This window comes from Symbiobacterium turbinis (assembly GCF_055383075.1).
The window spans coordinates 1,173,776-1,191,147 of sequence record NZ_AP042433.1 but is presented as its reverse complement, the minus strand read 5'-3'; the positions used below and the strand labels follow the sequence as shown (position 1 = coordinate 1,191,147).

General features: G+C 69.7%; 21 protein-coding genes. 18 read left to right on the top strand and 3 right to left on the bottom strand.

All coding sequences use genetic code 11. From position 1 onward, the window contains the following. Nucleotides 1-2 precede the first annotated feature (2 nt). Together ACZ45O_RS05735 and ACZ45O_RS05730 are read left to right on the top strand one after the other, a co-directional pair. Nucleotides 3-593 (top strand): SpoIIIAH-like family protein, encoded by a 591-nt coding sequence (locus ACZ45O_RS05735; RefSeq protein WP_464856427.1) that lies wholly within the window; start codon nt 3-5, stop codon nt 591-593. A 145-nt stretch (nt 594-738) separates the two neighbouring features. Beyond that, a complete protein-coding gene (locus ACZ45O_RS05730; protein WP_464856426.1) occupies nt 739-1,596 on the top strand; it encodes a hypothetical protein in 858 nt (285 codons plus the stop codon). Here ACZ45O_RS05730 and ACZ45O_RS05725 read toward each other — a convergent pair. After that, nucleotides 1,533-2,399, bottom strand: coding sequence for a polysaccharide deacetylase family protein (locus ACZ45O_RS05725; RefSeq protein ID WP_464856425.1), 867 nt, complete (start codon nt 2,397-2,399; stop codon nt 1,533-1,535). The two genes, ACZ45O_RS05730 and ACZ45O_RS05725, sit on opposite strands and share 64 nt — an antisense overlap. Before the next feature lie 228 nt (nt 2,400-2,627). Here ACZ45O_RS05725 and ACZ45O_RS05720 point away from each other — a divergent pair, with 228 nt between their 5' ends. From ACZ45O_RS05720 to ACZ45O_RS05660, 13 genes are all read left to right on the top strand, one after another. Further along, nucleotides 2,628-3,029: an Asp23/Gls24 family envelope stress response protein gene (locus ACZ45O_RS05720; protein ID WP_464856424.1), complete on the top strand. Its 402-nt coding sequence runs from the start codon at nt 2,628-2,630 to the stop codon at nt 3,027-3,029. Between the two features lie 14 nt (nt 3,030-3,043). Beyond that, on the top strand, nt 3,044-3,589 hold the full coding sequence (gene amaP / locus ACZ45O_RS05715; protein ID WP_464856423.1) for an alkaline shock response membrane anchor protein AmaP: 546 nt from the start codon (nt 3,044-3,046) through the stop codon (nt 3,587-3,589). A 15-nt stretch (nt 3,590-3,604) separates the two neighbouring features. Continuing rightward, nucleotides 3,605-3,829 (top strand): DUF2273 domain-containing protein, encoded by a 225-nt coding sequence (locus ACZ45O_RS05710; protein ID WP_464856421.1) that lies wholly within the window; start codon nt 3,605-3,607, stop codon nt 3,827-3,829. Between the two features lie 22 nt (nt 3,830-3,851). Next, complete coding sequence (gene nusB, locus ACZ45O_RS05705; protein WP_464856419.1) at nt 3,852-4,313, top strand: transcription antitermination factor NusB; 462 nt, start codon at nt 3,852-3,854, stop codon at nt 4,311-4,313. Continuing rightward, nucleotides 4,285-5,247 (top strand): tRNA (adenosine(37)-N6)-threonylcarbamoyltransferase complex transferase subunit TsaD, encoded by a 963-nt coding sequence (locus tag ACZ45O_RS05700; protein ID WP_464856417.1) that lies wholly within the window; start codon nt 4,285-4,287, stop codon nt 5,245-5,247. The genes nusB and ACZ45O_RS05700 overlap by 29 nt, the downstream gene beginning before the upstream one ends. Nucleotides 5,248-5,281: 34 nt before the next feature. After that, entirely contained in the window at nt 5,282-6,142 is an 861-nt protein-coding gene (gene folD / locus ACZ45O_RS05695) for a bifunctional methylenetetrahydrofolate dehydrogenase/methenyltetrahydrofolate cyclohydrolase FolD (protein WP_464856415.1), read from the top strand. Between the two features lie 33 nt (nt 6,143-6,175). Beyond that, nucleotides 6,176-7,423, top strand: a complete 1,248-nt coding sequence (gene xseA / locus ACZ45O_RS05690; RefSeq protein ID WP_464856413.1) for an exodeoxyribonuclease VII large subunit — start codon at nt 6,176-6,178, stop codon at nt 7,421-7,423. Further along, entirely contained in the window at nt 7,420-7,644 is a 225-nt protein-coding gene (gene xseB / locus ACZ45O_RS05685; RefSeq protein WP_464856411.1) for an exodeoxyribonuclease VII small subunit, read from the top strand. Before xseA ends, xseB begins: the two co-directional genes overlap by 4 nt. Before the next feature lie 18 nt (nt 7,645-7,662). Beyond that, complete coding sequence (locus tag ACZ45O_RS05680; protein WP_464856409.1) at nt 7,663-8,556, top strand: polyprenyl synthetase family protein; 894 nt, start codon at nt 7,663-7,665, stop codon at nt 8,554-8,556. A gap of 1,013 nt (nt 8,557-9,569) precedes the next feature. Continuing rightward, nucleotides 9,570-10,037: a hypothetical protein gene (locus ACZ45O_RS05675; protein WP_464856407.1), complete on the top strand. Its 468-nt coding sequence runs from the start codon at nt 9,570-9,572 to the stop codon at nt 10,035-10,037. Nucleotides 10,038-10,039: 2 nt separating this feature from the next. Next, a complete protein-coding gene (gene dxs, locus ACZ45O_RS05670) occupies nt 10,040-11,983 on the top strand; it encodes a 1-deoxy-D-xylulose-5-phosphate synthase (RefSeq protein ID WP_464856405.1) in 1,944 nt (647 codons plus the stop codon). 11 nt (nt 11,984-11,994) lie between these two features. Continuing rightward, nucleotides 11,995-12,771 (top strand): TlyA family RNA methyltransferase, encoded by a 777-nt coding sequence (locus ACZ45O_RS05665; RefSeq protein ID WP_464856403.1) that lies wholly within the window; start codon nt 11,995-11,997, stop codon nt 12,769-12,771. 19 nt (nt 12,772-12,790) lie between these two features. Beyond that, nucleotides 12,791-13,033 (top strand): hypothetical protein, encoded by a 243-nt coding sequence (locus ACZ45O_RS05660; RefSeq protein ID WP_464856401.1) that lies wholly within the window; start codon nt 12,791-12,793, stop codon nt 13,031-13,033. A gap of 58 nt (nt 13,034-13,091) precedes the next feature. Here ACZ45O_RS05660 and ACZ45O_RS05655 read toward each other — a convergent pair whose 3' ends face one another. Next, a complete protein-coding gene (locus ACZ45O_RS05655; RefSeq protein ID WP_464856399.1) occupies nt 13,092-13,244 on the bottom strand; it encodes a hypothetical protein in 153 nt (50 codons plus the stop codon). Nucleotides 13,245-13,287: 43 nt separating this feature from the next. Next, nucleotides 13,288-13,821, bottom strand: coding sequence for a hypothetical protein (locus tag ACZ45O_RS05650; protein ID WP_464856397.1), 534 nt, complete (start codon nt 13,819-13,821; stop codon nt 13,288-13,290). Between the two features lie 192 nt (nt 13,822-14,013). Here ACZ45O_RS05650 and ACZ45O_RS05645 point away from each other — a divergent pair, with 192 nt between their 5' ends. The 3 genes from ACZ45O_RS05645 to ACZ45O_RS05635 all read left to right on the top strand — a co-directional run bounded on the left by ACZ45O_RS05645 (nt 14,014) and on the right by ACZ45O_RS05635 (nt 17,255). Continuing rightward, nucleotides 14,014-14,865, top strand: coding sequence for an NAD(+)/NADH kinase (locus ACZ45O_RS05645; protein ID WP_464856395.1), 852 nt, complete (start codon nt 14,014-14,016; stop codon nt 14,863-14,865). A 133-nt stretch (nt 14,866-14,998) separates the two neighbouring features. Next, the gene (argR, locus tag ACZ45O_RS05640; protein ID WP_464856393.1) at nt 14,999-15,448 is read left to right on the top strand and encodes an arginine repressor; all 450 of its coding nucleotides are present in this window, start codon (nt 14,999-15,001) and stop codon (nt 15,446-15,448) included. Nucleotides 15,449-15,464: 16 nt separating this feature from the next. Continuing rightward, entirely contained in the window at nt 15,465-17,255 is a 1,791-nt protein-coding gene (locus ACZ45O_RS05635) for a DNA repair protein RecN (protein WP_464856391.1), read from the top strand. Nucleotides 17,256-17,372 lie beyond the last annotated feature (117 nt).

Genomic DNA, 17,372 nt, shown 5'->3' with positions numbered 1-17,372 from the left:
CCGTGTTTGTCGTGAAGCGGGGTTCCGACCTGCTCAGGTTCGCGCTGTTCGTTCTGGTGGTGGCGTCGCTGGTCTGGTACGTGGTGAGCCGGTTCGGCCAGTGGCGCGCGGCCGAAGCCCCCTCCACCGGGCCCGTGCTGGCGGACGGGCCGGCGCCCATCCTCCGGGGCGAGCCTGACGACGAAGCGGAGGAGGCGCTGGTCCCGCTGCAGGAGCCGGCGCTGGCGGAGGCCAGCGAGGGGGCCGACTACTTCGCGGAGTACCGGATTGAACGGGAGCGGACCCGGGGCGCGCTGGGCGACCGGCTGCGCGAGGTGATGGCCTCGGACGGCGCCTCGCCGGAAGTGCGGCAGGAGGCCGCGGCCCAGTACCTGGAACTGGGTCGGCGGGCTGCGCTGGAGGGCCAGGCCGAGGCGATGGTGAAGGCCCGGGGCTTCAGCGACGTCATCGTGCACCTCTCCGACGGGTCCGCCCAGGTGGTGGTGAAGGCGGACAGCCTGTCGCAGCAGCAGGTGGCGCAGGTCATCGACACGGTGAGCCGCATCACGGGGGTGCGGGCGACGGCGATCACGGTGATGGCGCGCGGAGAGTGACGGGCAGGAGCGGTGACGGGGCACGCAGCGTAGCGGAGGTGCGCGTATTGGCCGCGGCGGGGGTTTTGCTTTAGAATAGGTCCGAACGGCGGGGGGTTCCGCAGAACCGGCGGCAGGTCAGCCCCTCGACCGCGGGAGGAAGCGTATGAGCCCTTCGTTCTTGCAGCAGCTTCTGGGCCGGCTCCGCCAGGAGCCGCGGGCGCTGGCCGTCTACGTCGACAGCAGGCTGACCGCTCCGGGGATCGGCGAAGTGGACGAGGTCGCCCTCCACCTGGCGGTGGAGGGGTCCTTCGCGCAGGAGGTCGGTGCCTGGGCGGCCGCGCTGCCGGACCTCGTATACAGCGGCGCCGAGCCCCACGGGTGGACCTTGATCACGGCCGACGGCGTGGAGTGGCGCCTCTGCCTCCACGGCCCGGGGGCCGAGTTCGGCGGCGGAGGCACGCAGCCGGTGTTCGACCGGCGGACGGGGCGGCCGGCGGCAGCCCCGACTGCTGAGAGCCGGCAGGCGGCGGCAGTTCGCTCGGGCCCGCCGGACCTGGCGGCCGTGGCAGGGGCCTTCTGGCGCGACCTCTACCGGGCCGGGCGGGCGATCCGGGCCGAGCGGCCGCTGACGGCCCACCACTGGCTCTTCGCCTGCGGCGGCCACCTGATCGATCTCTACCGGCTCGCCCTGGAGCCCGACTCCGGAGAGCGGGGCTGGATCGACGCGGATACGGTTCCCGGGCTCCTGTCGTCCGTGGAGCCGGTGCGGGAGTTCCTCAGCGCGCCGCTGGAGGGCCGTGCGCAGCGCCGCGCCGCCCACCGGCTGGCCGAGGCCTTCGAGGGGCTGGTGCTGCCCCTATTCCGGCGCATCGGCCTCGACTATCCCATGGCCCTGCGCACCCTGGCGTTCGCGTCTCTGGAGGCGGACCGGGGGGCCGGTGGCGCGAAGGCTGCCACTCACTCGCCGGAAGCGCCGGACGCCGGGGCGGGAACGGGCTCCGCCAGTGGCACGAAGGTGTAGCCCGCCTCCCGCAGCGCCCGGATCAAGGCGGGCAGCACGGCCAGGGTCTGCGTGCGCTCGTGGATCAGGATGACGGCGCCCGGCTTCACGCGCGCCATCACGTTGGCGATGATCGTGTCGGGGTCATCCGCCAGGGCCCAGTCGCGCGAGTCGACGTTCCAGAGGACCGTCGTCAGCCCGTGGGCAGCGGCGGTCTCCAGCGTGTGCCGGTCGTGCTCGCCGTAAGGGGGGCGGAAGAAGTGGATGGGCACTCCTGCCGCCGCCTCCAGGGCCGCTTTCGACTCGGCGATCTGCCGTTCGGCCTCAGCAGGCGGAAGCCTGGGAAGGCGGGGGTGGGAGATGGTGTGTGTGCCGAGCTGATGCCCCTGCCGGACCACCTCTGCGGCCAGGGGGAGGCGTGCACTGCCGGCGAGCCAGAAGAAGACGGCGGGAACCTCCTCGGCGGCGAGGATCGCCAGGAAGTCCTCGGTGAGGTGGCTGGGGCCGTCGTCGATGGTCAGCACCACCTCCATGCCCTCGGTGGGCACCCAATAGATCGGATCCGGCGATGCGGGATGAGGGAGAGCGGGCGTCGGCGGGCCCGCCGGCTCGGACTCAGCGAGGGGCTCGTCCTCCTCAGTCCCGGCTTCTTCTGCGGGGACGGAGCCCCCGGTCGGCTCGGCCTGTTTCAGGTCCCCCGCAGGCGGCGGTGGGCTGCCGGAGCTCTGGCTTCCCTGCACCGGAACCGCCTGAACCGAACCGGCGTGCGCCAGAAGGGTGATCAGGAGCAGCGCCTTCGCCAGGTTGGAGAGAAAGGAACCCATGCGCTTCCACCTTTCCCTGCCTTCGCTATTCACGAAATAGAACGAAAAGGCAGTCTGAAAGGTTGCGCAAGGACAGGCGCCCTGGGGAAAAGGCAGCGCGGCATGTCGGTGACAGGGCCTGGCAATCTATGCTACTATGAGCATGCAAGCGACCAGCCGTTCCCGTGGCTGTATTCCGATGGCAACTGGCTGGTATACTACATAACGTGCGGCGGAGGCGAGGTGCGGATGTCGGTGGACAAAGATTCGAAGAAGGAAGGAGAATCGCAGGTCGAGTCCTCGATACGCATCGCCGATGACGTGGTCGGCGTCATCGCCGGCATCGCCGCGCTCGAAGTTGACGGGGTCGCCGGTATGAGCGGGGGCTTTGCCGCCGAGGTCGGCGAGCGGATGACCGGCAAGAAGAACCTCTCCAAAGGCGTGAAGGTCCAGCTCGGGGAGAAGGAGGTTGCCATCGACCTCTACATCGTGGTGGAGTTCGGCGTGCGCATCCCCGAGGTGGCGACGAAGGTGCAGGAAGCCGTGAAGCGGGCGGTCGAGTCGATGACGGGGCTGGAGTGCGTCGAGATCAACATCCACGTTCAGGGCGTTTCCTTCCAGGAGCCTGAGGAAGACTATCGAGTTCGGTAAGGGGTGCTTGCCGCGTGGGAATCATCGACCGGATTGTGCTCTCGATTTATACGTTCTGCCTTGCGATCTTCTCGGGCCTGATGATCCTGGTGGCCATCGCCCCTGAATGGCTTCAGGTGCATGTCTGGCTGGAGGAGCTCCTGCTCACCGGGCGCGGCCGGGTGATCATGGGGCTGGTCGGCGGCGCCTTCTTCGTCGTCTCCGTCCGGCTGATCGTCTTCGCGTTCTCCCGCCAGGGGGGCGGCCAGCCGGTGATCTACGAGTCGTCGATGGGCGAGGTGCACATCTCCCTGGAGGCCGTGGAATCGCTGGTGAAGAAGACGGCCCGCTCGGTGAAGGGCGTGCGCGACATGAAGGCTGTCATCACCCACGCGGAGGACGGCCTGCGCGCACACCTGACCGGAACCGTCTCGCCCGAGATCTCCATCCCCGAAGTCTCTGAGGAGATTCAGTCCGCGGTGCGGCAGTATGTCAAGCGGGTGGTCGGCGTCGAGATGGCCGAGGTGCGCATCGATATCGAGAACATCGCCACCGACGGCCGCACGCGCCGGCTGGATTGATTGGGGGGCCATTCAGTGAAGTGGGAATGGCTCAGAGAGGTCCTGGCGGAGCATCGCTACAAGGTCATCGGCGGACTGGGCGGCTTCGTCTTCGCCCTGCTGGTGGTCTGGTTCGGCTGGTGGGCCCTGTTTATTCTGTTTTGCACCGGGATAGGTTACTGGGTAGGCAAGCGCATGGACGAGGGGCCGGAGTCGCTGGTGCAGATTTTCGAGCGTCTGCTGCCGCCAGGTCGGCGTTGACCATGCAGGAGGAGACGGATAGGTGAGCAGGAGAAAGGCGAGAGAACTGGCCCTCCAGGCGCTGTTTCAGATGGATATTGCCGGAACGGATCCCGACACGGCGGTCGCCCAGGCGCTCACGCGGGAGGTCGAGCCCGACTGGACGCCGGACCGCCTGCCGGAGGAGTCCGCGGAGTTTGCCCGGAGGCTGATCCAGGGCGCCTGGCAGCACCGGGAGGAGAGCGATGAGCTGATCGCCGCGCACGCGCGCGGCTGGAAGGTGGAGCGCATGGCGGCGGTGGACCGGGCGATCCTCCGCATGGCTGTCTATGAGATCGTGCACAGCGAGGACGTGCCCGACAGCGTCGCCGTTGCCGAGGCGGTGGAGCTGGCCAAGAGCTTCTCCACGGCCGATTCATCACGGTTTGTCAACGGAATTCTCGGTTCCGTCATCCGCGGACTGAAGGGTGCTGGCGGTGCAGACCAGACTGTTTCTCGGGATTGATACAAGCTACTACACCTGTTCGGTGGCGCTGGTGGATGAAGCCGGGCGGCTGCTGGAGGATCAGCGCCGCCTTTTGGCCGTTGCGGAAGGCGCGCGGGGCGTTGCGCCCCACGAGGCAGTGTGGGCGCACCTGAACGCCCTGCCCCGGCTGGCTGAGCCCATTCTCCGGCGGCACGGGCCGGCTGTGGCCGCGGTGGCGGCCTCCGTGAAGCCCCGGCCCGTGGAGGGCTCCTACCTGCCGCCCTTCCGGGTGGGGGAGGGCTTCGGCCGCACCCTGGCGGCGGCCCTGGGCGTGCCGTTCTACCCCACCACACACCAGGAGATGCACATCCAGGCTGGCCTCTGGTCCGCGGACGAGCCTCCGGGGGGCGAGCAGTTTCTGGCGGTGCACCTCTCGGGCGGCACCACCGAGCTGATCCGGGTGACCCGGCGGCCCGGCGGGTTCGACGAGGAGTTGCTGGGCGGCACTCAGGACCTGCACGCCGGCCAGTTCGTCGACCGCGTCGGTGTCGCGCTCGGGCTTCCCTTCCCGGCGGGCCCGCACCTGGAGCGGCTGGCCGCGTCCGGCCGGCCCGGCCGGGTAACGCTGCCCTCCGCGGTCCGGGGGTACGCCCTATCCTTCTCGGGGCCGGAGAGCGCGGCCCAGCGGCTGGTGGGCCGGGCCGAGCCCGCGGACCTGGCGCTGGCCGTCCTGCAGGCGGTGGCAAAGAGCCTGGAGAAATGGCTGCTGCACGCCATGGGGGAGACGGGCCTCAGGGAGATTCTCATCGTCGGCGGGGTGGCGGCCAACCAGATCCTGCGGGGCCGCCTGCGCAAGCGGCTGGAGCACCCGGCTGTGGGCGCGCGCCTCGCCTTTGCGGAGCCCCGGTTCAGCACCGACAACGCCGTGGGCACCGCCCTGCTGGCGCGGGCGTGCCACGGCGTGACAGCATAGACGCCACTGAGGAAGAGGAAACGGAGGCGATCGCGTGCGCGCAGGTGTCATCGACGGCAAGCAAGTTGCGGACCAGGTGCGGGAAGAGGTGGCCCGGGAGGTCGCCGCGCTGAAGGAGCGGGGGCTCACGCCGGGGCTGGCGGTGGTGCTGGTGGGCGACGACCCGGCCAGCCAGGTCTACACCGCCAACAAGGAGCGGACGGCCAGGGAGCTGGGCATGCACTCGGTGCTGCACCGGCTGCCCGCCACCACCAGCCAGGACGAGCTGGCGGAGCTGGTGACGAAGCTCAACCGGGATCCGGCCATCCACGGCATCCTCGTGCAGTCGCCGCTGCCGGAGGGGCTCGATATGGACGCCGTCGTCCGGCTCATCGACCCGCTGAAGGATGTGGACGGCTTCCATCCGGAGAACGTCGGCCGGCTCTGGCTGGGGCAGGAAGGGCTGGTGCCCTGCACCCCGGCGGGGGTCATGCGGCTGCTGGACGCCTACGATGTGGACCCCAGGGGGAATCACGCGGTGATCGTCGGCCGGTCCAACATCGTCGGCAAGCCCATGGCCGCGCTGCTGCTCGCGCGGCACGCCACCGTCACCATCTGCCACTCCCGCACCCGGGATCTCGCGGAGACCTGCCGCCGCGCCGACATCCTTGTGGCGGCCGTGGGCAGGCTGCAGATGATCACGAAGGAGTACATCAAGCCCGGGGCGGTCGTCATCGACGTGGGCATCAATCCCGTTCCCGGTTACAAGCGGCGCATCCGGGGCGACGTGGACTTCGACGGCGCCGCCGAGGTGGCCGGCCTCATCACGCCGGTGCCGGGCGGCGTGGGCCCGATGACCATCGCCATGCTGATGGCCAACACGGTCAAGGCCGCGCGGATGCAGACCGGCATGTAGGGGCCCCTTCCGGGCCCGCGAGGAGGCGAGGCGTTGGAGTCCTTTGCTTTGGCGGAGGGCGGGCGGCGGCTCCTGACGGTGAAGGAGCTGACCCGCTACGTGAAGGGGCTGCTGGATGCAGACCCCCTGCTGCGGTCGGTCTGGGTGCAGGGGGAGATCTCTAACTTCAAGTGGCACCATTCCGGCCACATCTATTTCACGCTGAAGGACGAGACCTCCCAGGTGAAGGTGGTCATGTTCCGCTCCTACGCGAACCGGCTGCGCTTCCGGCCAGAGAACGGCATGCAGGTCATCGTGCAGGGCAACGTGACGGTCTACGAGCGCGACGGCGTCTACCAGCTCTACGCCGCCGCCATGGAGCCCTTCGGCCTCGGGGCCCTGCACCTGGAGTTCGAGCAGCTGAAGCGGCGCCTGGCCGCGGAGGGGCTGTTCGACGACGCCCTGAAGCGGCCGCTGCCCCGGCTGCCCCGGGCGGTCGGGCTGGTGACCGCGCCAACGGGGGCGGCGATCAGGGACATGATCACCGTCTCCTGCCGGCGGTTCCCCGGGGTGAGGCTGGTGCTGGCCCCCGCGCTCGTGCAGGGGCCCGGGGCCGCCGAGAGCCTGATCCGGGCGCTCGGCCTTGTGGCGCGGGTGCCGGAGGTGGACGTGGTCATCATCGGCCGGGGCGGCGGATCGCTGGAGGACCTGTGGGCGTTCAACGACGAGCGGCTGGCCCGTGCGATCCGGGCCTGCCCCGTTCCGGTCGTCTCGGCGGTGGGCCACGAGACCGACTTCACCATCGCCGACTTCGCGGCCGACCTGCGGGCGCCCACGCCCTCGGCGGCGGCCGAGCTGGTGGTGCCCTCCCGCTCCGAGCTGCAGGGCGTGGTGGACGGCCTCCGCATCCGCCTGGCCACCGCCGCCCGCCGCGCGGTCGAGCGGCGCCGCATCCGCCTGAGGAGCCTCGCCGAGCGGCCGGTGCTGCAGCGCCCGGAGGGCCGGCTGCAGCAGGACCGGCAGCGGCTGGACGACCTGGCCCGGCGGCTGGAGTACCTGGGCGGCAGCCTGCTGGCGGCGCGCCGGCGCGAGCTGGGCGGCCTGGCCGGCCGCCTGGAAGCCCTGTCGCCGCTGGCGGTGCTGGCGCGGGGGTACGCGATCGCGCGCACCGGGGACGGGCGCGTGGTGAAAGAGGCGGCCAGTCTCCGGGTGGGCGACCGGCTGGACGTGCTCCTGCATAAAGGATCTGTGCGGTGTCAGGTGGAAGAGATACACCCTGAAACGGGGGAGGCGACAACATGACGCAGGAGCTGAGTTTCGAGCAGGCCATACAGCGGCTCGAGCAGGTAGTGAAGGAGCTGGAGAGCGGGGACCTGCCGCTGGAGCGCGGGCTGGAGCTCTTCCAGGAGGGGGTCGCGCTCACGCGGCACTGCACCGCCCTGCTGGACGGCGCAGAGGCCCGCATCGAACAGCTTCTGGAGCGCGACGGCGAGGTCGCGATCGCCCCCTTCGAGCCGGAGTGATGCGGGGGGACGACGGGTTTGAAGCGTGAGTATCTGCAGTATGTGGCCGCGAGGCGGGAGCAGGTGGAGGCGGCGCTGGACCGGTACACGTCCGGCCTGGACGCCCCGCCGCGGCTGGTGGAGGCCATGCGGTACAGCCTGCTGGCCGGGGGAAAGCGGCTGCGTCCGATCCTGGTCCTCGCGGCGTCGGAGCTGTTCGGTCTCGATGCCGCCGACGCCATGCCGTGCGCCTGCGCCATCGAGATGATTCACACCTACTCGCTGATTCACGACGACCTGCCGTGCATGGACGACGACGAGCTGCGCCGGGGCCGTCCCACCTGCCACGTGGTCTATGGCGAGGCCATGGCGGTACTGGCCGGGGACGCCCTGCTGACCCAGGCCTTCGGCCTGATGGCGGAGCAGGCCGGCGTTGCCCGGGTGGGGCCCGCGCGCGCCGCGCGGGCTGCCCTGGAGCTCGCACAGGCTGCCGGGGCGGCGGGCATGATCGGCGGGCAGGTGGAGGACCTGGCGTGGGAGGGCCGGCAGGCGGATGAGGCGCAGCTCAGGCGCATTCACTCGCTGAAGACCGGTGCGCTCTTCTGCGCGGCGGTGCGCATGGGCGGCATCCTCGCCGGTGCGGGCGAGGGCGACCTCGACCGGCTGGGCCGGTACGCCGCGCACTTCGGGCTGGCCTTCCAGATCTGGGACGACGTGCTGGACGTGGTGGGCGACGCCGCCCTGACGGGCAAGGGCGTCGGGAGCGATGCCCGCCAGGAGAAGTCGACCTATGTCTCCCTGCACGGCGTGGACGGCGCGCGCGAGCGCGCGTACGCGGCCGTGCGCCAGGCCCTGGGAGAGCTGGAACCCTTCGGCCGCGACGCGTGGGTGCTGCGGGCTCTGGCAGAATCTGTAGTTGACCGTGTCGCGTGACGGGTGCTATGATTTCTTGGTGACGAAGGCCGTTCACTCAGATTATGGGTGGCGCAGTATCCTAGTCAGTACTACCTTTTCTGAAGGCGGGCCTAAAAATCCGTCAACGGGCACATCGATGACGTCTCTGGTGCTGGCCGCCGATGCCCAATCGGGGGCTGGTGCTGGGGATACAGCCAACCGGGCCGTTTTGGTCCGGCGCTGCCGGAATGGGGGCGACCCGCAATGGCATGCGGGCCCCGACCCTCTTTCCGTGGAGGCCTGCACCCGCGGCGGTCGCGCCAACGTGAGCGATGCGGCTGCGGTGCAGTGAACACCTGCATGCGGTACTGAAACATGGTGAGGTGCCGGGTGCAGCGTAGCCTGCCTTGAGTGGGTGTGGCGGATGCGACCGTGGGCTTACGGGTCCGAAACCCCCCGTCGGACGCCGGCCAGCAGATGGCGGGGGCGATGGCCGCTGAAACCACGCTTGCAAAAGAGGCTAGGAAAAGGTGTGTTGTCGAAGAAAATTCCTAGGCTGCTCGCAAGAGGTCTGGCAAGGATTGTAGTGCGGTCTAAGTGGCAATCCAGCCCTGCCGGTGGTGACACGGCAGCTTGGCCATAAAGGGAAACCGCCGTGGCGGCGACGCTGCGGAGGCCATGGGGAAAGCCTGCTGGACCTAAGCCGCAAGATTTACTTGCCAGGCTGCCACCCATAATTTTGAATACGCGAAGGCGGGTACCCACGGGGTATCCGCCTTTTTCCCGCGGGTGCGCTGGCGTTGTAGCCCAATCGGTGGTATGGTAGTATCGGAATAACCACGTGGTTTGGGGATCCGGCGCGGCCCCTCAGGGTGCGCCACCCATAGTTTGTACTTCAGGAGCGTCTGTCAAACATGGCGAAAGAGCCTCCTCCATCACCTGGATGGCGACGCGCTGTCCGGGTCGGCGTACTCTCTTTTCTACTGGCCGTCGTCGTCAACTGGGGTTCAAACCTGGCGCTGCACCGGGTCCATGCCATCATCGCCTTTCTGGTGGTCCTGCTGCTGATCGTCGTCAACATCGTCTTTGACATTTTGGGCACCAGCGTGACCGCCGCGGAGCTTCCGCCGTTCAACGCCATGGCGTCGAAGAAGGTGCCGGGTGCGCGGCAGGCGCTCTGGCTGGTGCGGAACGCGGACGCGGTGGCCAATTTCTGCAACGACGTGGTCGGCGACGTGGCCGGCGCCGTGACGGGCGCCGCGGGCGCGACGGTGGCGCTGCGGCTCTCCCTGGTGATGCAGGGCCAGAGCTGGACGGAGCAGGTTCTGAACCTGGTGATCGTCGGCGTGATTTCGGGCCTCACGGTGGGCGGCAAGGCGGCGGGGAAGACGTTTGCCATCGAGAAGGCCACGACGGCCGTCATGGCGGCGGGGCGGATGATCTACTGGGTAGAGCAGATCACGGGCCGCTCCTTCACGGGCGGCCGGTCCGTGAGCAACGGGCGAAGGAGGAACTCGTAGCGATGCACCTGCGGGACCTTACGGGTCCGGAGCAGCTGAAACGGCTGACTCCCGCAGAACTGGCCGAGCTGGCGGCCGAGATTCGGCGCGTCATTCTGGAGACCGTGGCAGCCAACGGCGGTCATCTCGCCCCCAACCTGGGTGTCGTCGAGCTGACCCTGGCGTTGCACATCGTATTCGACAGCCCGCGCGACAAGATTCTGTGGGATGTATCGCACCAGAGCTACGTCCACAAGCTGCTCACGGGGCGGCTGCACCAGTTCCATACCCTGCGCCAGTACGGCGGCATCGCCGGGTTCACCGACCCGCGGGAGTCGGTGCACGATCACTTCCACTGGGGCCATGCCTCCACCTCGATCTCCGCGGCGGTGGGCATGGCCAAGGCGCGCGACCTGGCCGGCGACGACTACGAGGTGGTCGCCGTGATCGGGGACGGCGCGCTGACCGGCGGCATGGCTTACGAGGGACTCGACCATGCCGGCCAGGACAAGACGAAGCTGATCGTCGTGCTCAACGACAACTCCATGTCCATCGCCCCCAATGTCGGCGGCATTTCCAACTACCTGGCCCGCATCCGCACCGGACCCTCTTATCAGCGGGTCAAGCACGATGTGGCCGAGGCCCTGCGGCAGATCCCCTTCGTCGGCTCCCAGGCGCTCGACCTGGTGGACCGGCTGAAGGAGGGCGTGAAGCACCTGCTGGTGCACAACATGTTCTTCGAGGACCTGGGCTTCACGTACCTGGGCCCCGTGGACGGCCACAACCTCGCCGCGCTGCAGGATGTGCTCCGCCAGGCCAGATCCTACCCGGGTCCGACGGTGGTCCACGTGGTGACCACCAAGGGCAAGGGGGTGCCCTACGCCGAGGAGCTGCCCGACAAGTTCCACGGCGGCGGCCCCTTCGATGTTGCCACGGGCCGGACCGGGCCGGGGGCCGTGACCTACAGCGAGGTGTTCGGCCGCACGATCTGCAAGCTTGCCGCCGAAGACCAGCGGGTGTGCGCAATCACCGCGGCCATGCCCGACGGCACCGGGCTCAGCCGCTTTGCCCGGCAGTTCCCGGACCGGTACTTCGACGTGGGCATCGCGGAGCAGCACGGCGTGACGTTCGCCGCGGGCCTCGCCAAGGGAGGCATGCGGCCGGTCTTCGCCGTCTACTCCACCTTCCTGCAGCGCGCCTACGACCAGGTGATCCACGACGTCGCGCTGCAGAACCTGCCGGTGACCCTGGCCATCGACCGGGGCGGGCTGGTCGAGGACGGCGCGACCCATCAGGGCGTCTTCGACGTCGCGTACCTGCGCGCGATTCCCAACATGGTGGTCATGGCGCCGAAGGACGAGAACGAGCTGCAGCACATGCTCTACACCGCCCTCTGCCACGAGGGCCCCGCGACCCTGCGCTACCCCAGGGGGAAGGCGCAGGGGGTGCCGCTGGACGAGACGCTGCAGCAACTGCCCATCGGCAGGGGCGAGGTGCTGCAGGAGGGCACGGACGTCGTCCTGGTCGGCCTGGGGACCATGGCGCGGGTCTGCCAGGAGGCGGCCGGGCTGCTGGCGGAGAAGTCGATCTCCGCGATGGTGATCAACCCGCGGTATGTGAAGCCGCTGGATGCAGACCTGCTGCTCGCCGCCGGCCGGCAGGTGGGCGCGGTGGTCACAGTTGAGGAGGCCTGCCTCGCGGGCGGCTTCGGCTCCGCCGTGCTGGAGCTCTTCGCGGCCCACGGGGTGGACGCCCGCGTCACGCGCATGGGCATCCCCGACGAGTTCGTGGACCACGGCAAGCCGGCCCACTTCCTCGAGCGGTACGGGCTGACGCCGGAGGGCGTGGCGCAGCGGGCGGAGCAGCTGCTGCTGCAGGTGCGCGCCGACCTGTCGGCTCAGCCGGCCCGGCCCAAGCGGACCGTGCGGCGCGTGGGCGCGAAGGCCGCCGGCAGCGAACGGCCCTGAGGAGCGGGGATATGGCAGGAGAACGACTTGACGTGGCCCTGGTGAGCCAGGGCCACTTTCCCTCCCGGGAGCGGGCGCAGGAGGCGATCGCCGCCGGGATGGTCAGGGTGAACGGACAGGTGACGACGAAGCCGGCCCGCAGGGTGAAAGCCGGCGACCGGATCGAGGTGACCGGCGATCCCATCGGCTACGTGGGGCGGGGCGGGCTCAAACTGGAGGGCGCGCTGGACCAGTTCGGCATCGACCCGGCCGGATGGGTCTGTCTGGACGTGGGCGCCTCCACCGGCGGCTTCACCGACTGCCTGCTGCGGCGGGGAGCGCGTCGGGTCTACGCCGTGGACGTCGGCCGGGACCAGCTTCACCCCAGCCTGCGGGCAGACAGCCGCGTCGTGGTCATGGAGGAGACCGACATCCGGGCGGTGGCGTCCCTGCCCGAACCGGTGGCCCTGGCGGCCGTGGACGTATCCTTCATCTCGCTCACCCTGGTGCTGCCCGCCGTTGTGCGGCTGCTCGCGCCGCACGGGCAGATCGTCGCGCTGATCAAGCCCCAGTTCGAGGTTGGGCCGGGCGGCGTGGGCAAGGGCGGCATCGTGCGCGATCCGGCGCAGCGCCAGGTGGCCGTGAACCGGGTGCTGGGCCGGGCGGAAGAACTGGGGCTTGCATGCCGGAAGCTGATCGAGTCGCCCATTCTGGGCACAGAGGGGAACCGGGAGTTCCTGGCCTGGCTGGTGCGGTCGGCGGATTTCGGGCGCGAGGGAGGAAGGTCGGCGGGAAACCGGGAATCATGAGGGTGGGGAGGTGCGTTTGTTGGAGGTTGAGTGCGCACACTGCGGCAATACGAAGCTCGCCCAGATTCCCGGCCAGTGGACGCCGATGGCGCTGAATGAGAAGAACCAGCCCGTCCCGGGACCGGCGGTGCCTGTGGTCATGCTGGGCTGTCCCAAGTGCGGCTACATTCAGATGTTCAGCCCGCAGGCCATCAAGCCGAAGCCCTTTCCGGAACGGCCGGAGCAGCAGCAGGCGCAGAGCCCGGGTTCAGAGGCGCAGTAAATGGGTTCGTGACGAGGCCCTCCCGGCCCATGCGGCCGGGAGGGCCTCTGCGCGGCCGCTAGATGCCACCGGGAAACGGCGTGGTGGCCACCGTGGTGTTCGGGATGAACGTGTTGAAGCCCGTGCTCTTGGTGGCCGGGAAGCCCTTGCCGAAGAACGGTTTTCCGAAGAAGGGCTTGCCGAAAAACGGCTTGCCGAAACCGTAGAACATCAGAATCCCCCCGAGCCAGCCTATGCAGGGCATGCGCGGGCGGTTACGTCGCCGCCCCGGGCGCGCCGGCCAGCCACGGTGCGGCGGCGGCCGCGGTCTGCAGCGGATCGAAGTAGCCGATGCCCGGCATGTACCCGCTGGGGCCGGTGATCGTGACGGTGCCGGGGGCGGGCTGGCCGGCCGGGGATGCGCCGGGCGGCGAATGGCCGGCTGCGGGCGTGCCTGACGCGGGCTGCGCCGGCGCGACGACCGCCGCCCGGATCGCGAAGGGGTTGGGAAACCCCAAGGGCAGCGGGCACGGAGGCAGGCCGGGCAGCGGGTGCGGCCCTCCGGGCAGGGCCGGGGGCGCCACGGCGGTCACCGGCACCATCGCAACGCCGGGGACCGCGCTTCCCCGCCCGCCCTGCACCCCGCCGGGGCCGAGTGCGGCGGGTCCCGGCACAGGCAGGATGGGAGGCGGCCAGGGCAGGGGCGCCAGGGCAGGAGCGAAGGCGGGCGCGGCGGGGTATGTACGGGCAGTCGGCATCACCGGCTCATGCAGCCGCGGCGCGGCCGCGGGTGTGGGCTGTGCGTGCATCGGAGGTGCCTCCTTTCGCAAAGTCGCAGGGATGGACGCCGTGTACCAGTCTACGCGGCGCCGCCGCGAGGTGTCACCGGCCTGCATACCGGCCTCGCCGGTCCATAGGTGACGGGGGGCGGCAAGAGGAAGGATGAGGAAGGAAGCGAATACTACTCAAAGATGTCTGCCCGTGGGGGGGCCGTGCGTTTCATGCGGAAAGTCGCTCTCGTGATCAACGTGGACAAGCCGATGGCCGTGACGACCGGTGAGAAAATCCTGCAGCGGCTCGAAGCGCAGGGGACCGCCGTGCTGCTTCACCCTGCGGCGGCCGGGTGCCTCGGCCGGCCCGAACTGGCGATTCCCGACGGCTCCGGCTGGGGCGAGGCCGAGCTCACAATCGTGCTGGGCGGCGACGGCACCCTCATCCGGGCGGTGCAGCGGGTCGCCCCGTACGGTGTGCCGGTGCTCGGCATCAACACCGGCCACCTGGGCTTTCTGACCGCCCTGGAAGGCGGCGATGCCCTGGCGGAGCTGGACCGGATTCTGGCGGGCGACTACCTGCTGGAGGAGCGGCTGATGCTGGAGGCCACGGTGGTGCGGGAAGGGCAGGCCCTGGCGACGATGCCCGCCCTGAACGACGCCGTGATCTCGAAGGGGCCGCGCGCCCGCATGGTGCACCTGGAGGTCACGGTGGGCGGCACGCAGGTCGCCCGCTACCCGGCCGACGGCGTCATCGTCGCCACCCCCACCGGCTCCACCGCCTATTCGCTCTCCGCCGGGGGGCCCATCGTCGAGCCCACGGTGGACTGTCTCATGATCACGCCGATCTGCCCCCACACCATGAGCGCACGCTCGATCGTGGTGGGGGCCGACGTCGCGGTGGCCATCCGCGTCGTGGCCAGCCCCGGCGAGGTGGGCCTGTCCGCCGACGGCTCCGACCCGTTCCCCCTCGTTCCCGGCGACGTGGTGCGGGTCGCCCGCGCCCCGTACACCGCCCGGCTGGTGCGGCTGCCGGGCTACTGCTTCTACGACGTGCTGCGGCAGAAGCTGGCCGGCACCTAGCGTCATACACCCCTGCATATACAGGAATGCGGATGAATATGCAGGGATTGCCGGGCGTACCGCCGAATTGGCAGGGGAGACAGCCGCCGCTTCCGGGTGGCGTGCAGTCCAACTGCAGTGCGAGGTGACACGTGTGAAGGCACGCCGACAGGCCAAGATTCTCGAGGTGGTCAAGACGCGGGTGATCGAGACGCAGGAGGAACTGGCCGCTGCGCTGGCGGCGGAGGGAATTCCGGTCACCCAGGCGACGATTTCGCGCGATATTAAGGAACTGCAGCTCAACAAGGTGCCGACGCCTGATGGGCGTTACCGCTACGCGCTGCCCGAGGAGCCGGGCGCGGGGGCGTGGGACAAGCGGCGCCGCATCTTCAGGGAAGCGGTGCTGACCATCGACCACAGCGGGAACCTGGTCGTCATCAAGTCGCTGCCCGGTACGGCGCAGGGCGTCGCCGCGGCCATCGACCACCTGGGCTGGCCCGAGATGATCGGCTCGGTGGCCGGCGACGACACCGTGATCGTCGTGGTGAAGCCGGCCGAGGCGGCCGGCGAGATCGAGGAGCGGCTGAAGGGCCTGATGCGTTGACGAGGAGGGGCGCAGAGTGCTGGTCGAAATCGCGATCGAGCAGTTCGCTCTCATAGACCAGGTGCGCCTGCAGTTCACCGAGGGGATGAACGTCCTGACCGGCGAGACGGGCGCCGGCAAATCGATCATTCTGGACGCCGTGCAGGCGGTACTCGGCGGCCGCACTTCGGCCGATGTGGTGCGGTCCGGCGAGGAGCGGGCCGTCATCGAGGCCGTCTTCGACCTGGCAGACGCCCCCGAAACGCGGGAAGTCCTGGAGCGCATGGGGGTGCCGGTGGCGGAAGACGGCCTGCTGGTCGTGCGCAGGGAGATTGCCCGCAAGGGGCGCGGGGCGATCAGGCTGAACGGCCGCACGGTCACCGCGGGGATGCTGCGGGAGGCCGCGCAGGGGCTGGTGGACCTGCACGGCCAGCACGAGCACCAGTCGCTGCTTCAGACCGAGAAGCACCTGGACCTCCTGGACCAGTACGGCGGATCGCTCCTGCACGACGCCGAGAAGCCCCTCGAGCTGCTGGACCGGTACGCGGGGCTCGACCTGGCGGAGATGCGGGCCCGGCTCGCCGAGGTCGTGCAGCAGATTCACGGGATCCAGGCCGAGCTGAACGAGCTGCTGGGCGACGAACGCGACCGCGCCCGCCGGGAGGACCTGCTGCGCTTCCAGGTGGAGGAACTGCGGGCCGCACAGCTGAGACCCGGCGAGGAGGAGGAGCTGGAGGCCGAGCACAGGCTGCTGGCCAACGCGGAGCGGCTGAAGCGCGGGGCCGGCCACTCGTACGCCCTGCTGTACGACGGCATGGCGGGGCAGGCCAGCGCGGTGGACCTGCTCGGGCAGGTGCGGGCCGAGCTGGAGGACCTGCTGCGGATGGACCCCAGCCTGGGCGAGGCCGTGGAGATGGTCAACCTGGCCCTGGTGCATGCCCAGGAGGCGAGCCACCTGCTGGCGGACTACCGGGAGCGGGTCGACCTGGACCCTGAGCGGCTGGCGCGGGTGGAGGCGCGCCTCGACCAGCTCGCGACGCTGAAGCGCAAGTACGGCGACACGGTGGAGGAGATGCTCGGCTATCTCGCACAGGTCGAGCAGGAGCTCTCGCGGCTGGAGCACAGCCAGGAGCTGATTGAGGAGCTGAAAGCGCGGCAGGCGGAGCTGGGCCGGGAGGCAGAGTCGCTGGCCGCGGCCCTGAGCCAGGCCCGGCAGGCGGCGGCGGCCCGGCTGGGCGAGCAGGTCGCGCGCGAACTGGGAGACCTGGGCATGCCGGCCGCCCGCTTCGTGGTCGCGGTGGAGGGCCCGCCGGAGCCGACGTACCACCATGTCACTGCGCGCGGCTGGGACCGGGTGGAGTTCCTCTTCTCGCCCAACCCCGGCGAGCCTGTGAAGCCGCTGGCAAAGATTGTGTCCGGCGGCGAGATGAGCCGCATCATGCTGGCGCTGAAGGCGATTCTCGCGCGGGTTGACAACGTTCCCAGCCTCGTCTTCGACGAGGTGGACACCGGCATTTCCGGCAGGGCGGCGCAGGCCGTCGGCGAAAAGCTGGCGCGCATCGCGGGCGACCGCCAGGTGCTCTGCGTCACGCACCTGCCGCAGGTCGCCGCCATGGCCGACCGCCACTTCCACATTGAAAAGGCGACCGCGGAGGGCCGCACGACGACGCATTGCCGCGTGCTGGGCGACGACGGCCGGGCCGAGGAGATCGCCAGGATGATCGGCGGCGCCGAGTTGACGCAGCACACCATGGCGGCGGCGCGCGATCTGCTGCGCGCGGCCGAAGAATGGAAGACCGCGCAGCGCGGACAGGCCGCGTCGGTCTGAACGCTCGCGCGGCCAGGTTGCATAATCCCGCGTTTCGGCGGGTAACTTAATGTGCACAGAGGCGGCGAGGTCAACTACGCCGCCAGTTCTCTTAGAGAAGTGGGAGACTTGGCGGAG

Bases quoted from the DNA above. Each gene is read 5' to 3' on its own strand.
- xseB (WP_464856411.1), top strand. From the start codon at position 7,420: ATGACGCAGGAGCTGAGTTTCGAGCAGGCCATACAGCGGCTCGAGCAG.
- ACZ45O_RS05730 (WP_464856426.1), top strand. From the start codon at position 739: ATGAGCCCTTCGTTCTTGCAGCAGCTTCTGGGCCGGCTCCGCCAGGAG.
- ACZ45O_RS05665 (WP_464856403.1), top strand. From the start codon at position 11,995: ATGGCAGGAGAACGACTTGACGTGGCCCTGGTGAGCCAGGGCCACTTT.
- ACZ45O_RS05650 (WP_464856397.1), bottom strand. From the start codon at position 13,821: ATGCACGCACAGCCCACACCCGCGGCCGCGCCGCGGCTGCATGAGCCG.
- ACZ45O_RS05655 (WP_464856399.1), bottom strand. From the start codon at position 13,244: ATGTTCTACGGTTTCGGCAAGCCGTTTTTCGGCAAGCCCTTCTTCGGA.
- dxs (WP_464856405.1), top strand. From the start codon at position 10,040: ATGCACCTGCGGGACCTTACGGGTCCGGAGCAGCTGAAACGGCTGACT.
- ACZ45O_RS05645 (WP_464856395.1), top strand. From the start codon at position 14,014: ATGCGGAAAGTCGCTCTCGTGATCAACGTGGACAAGCCGATGGCCGTG.
- ACZ45O_RS05725 (WP_464856425.1), bottom strand. From the start codon at position 2,399: ATGGGTTCCTTTCTCTCCAACCTGGCGAAGGCGCTGCTCCTGATCACC.
- ACZ45O_RS05720 (WP_464856424.1), top strand. From the start codon at position 2,628: ATGTCGGTGGACAAAGATTCGAAGAAGGAAGGAGAATCGCAGGTCGAG.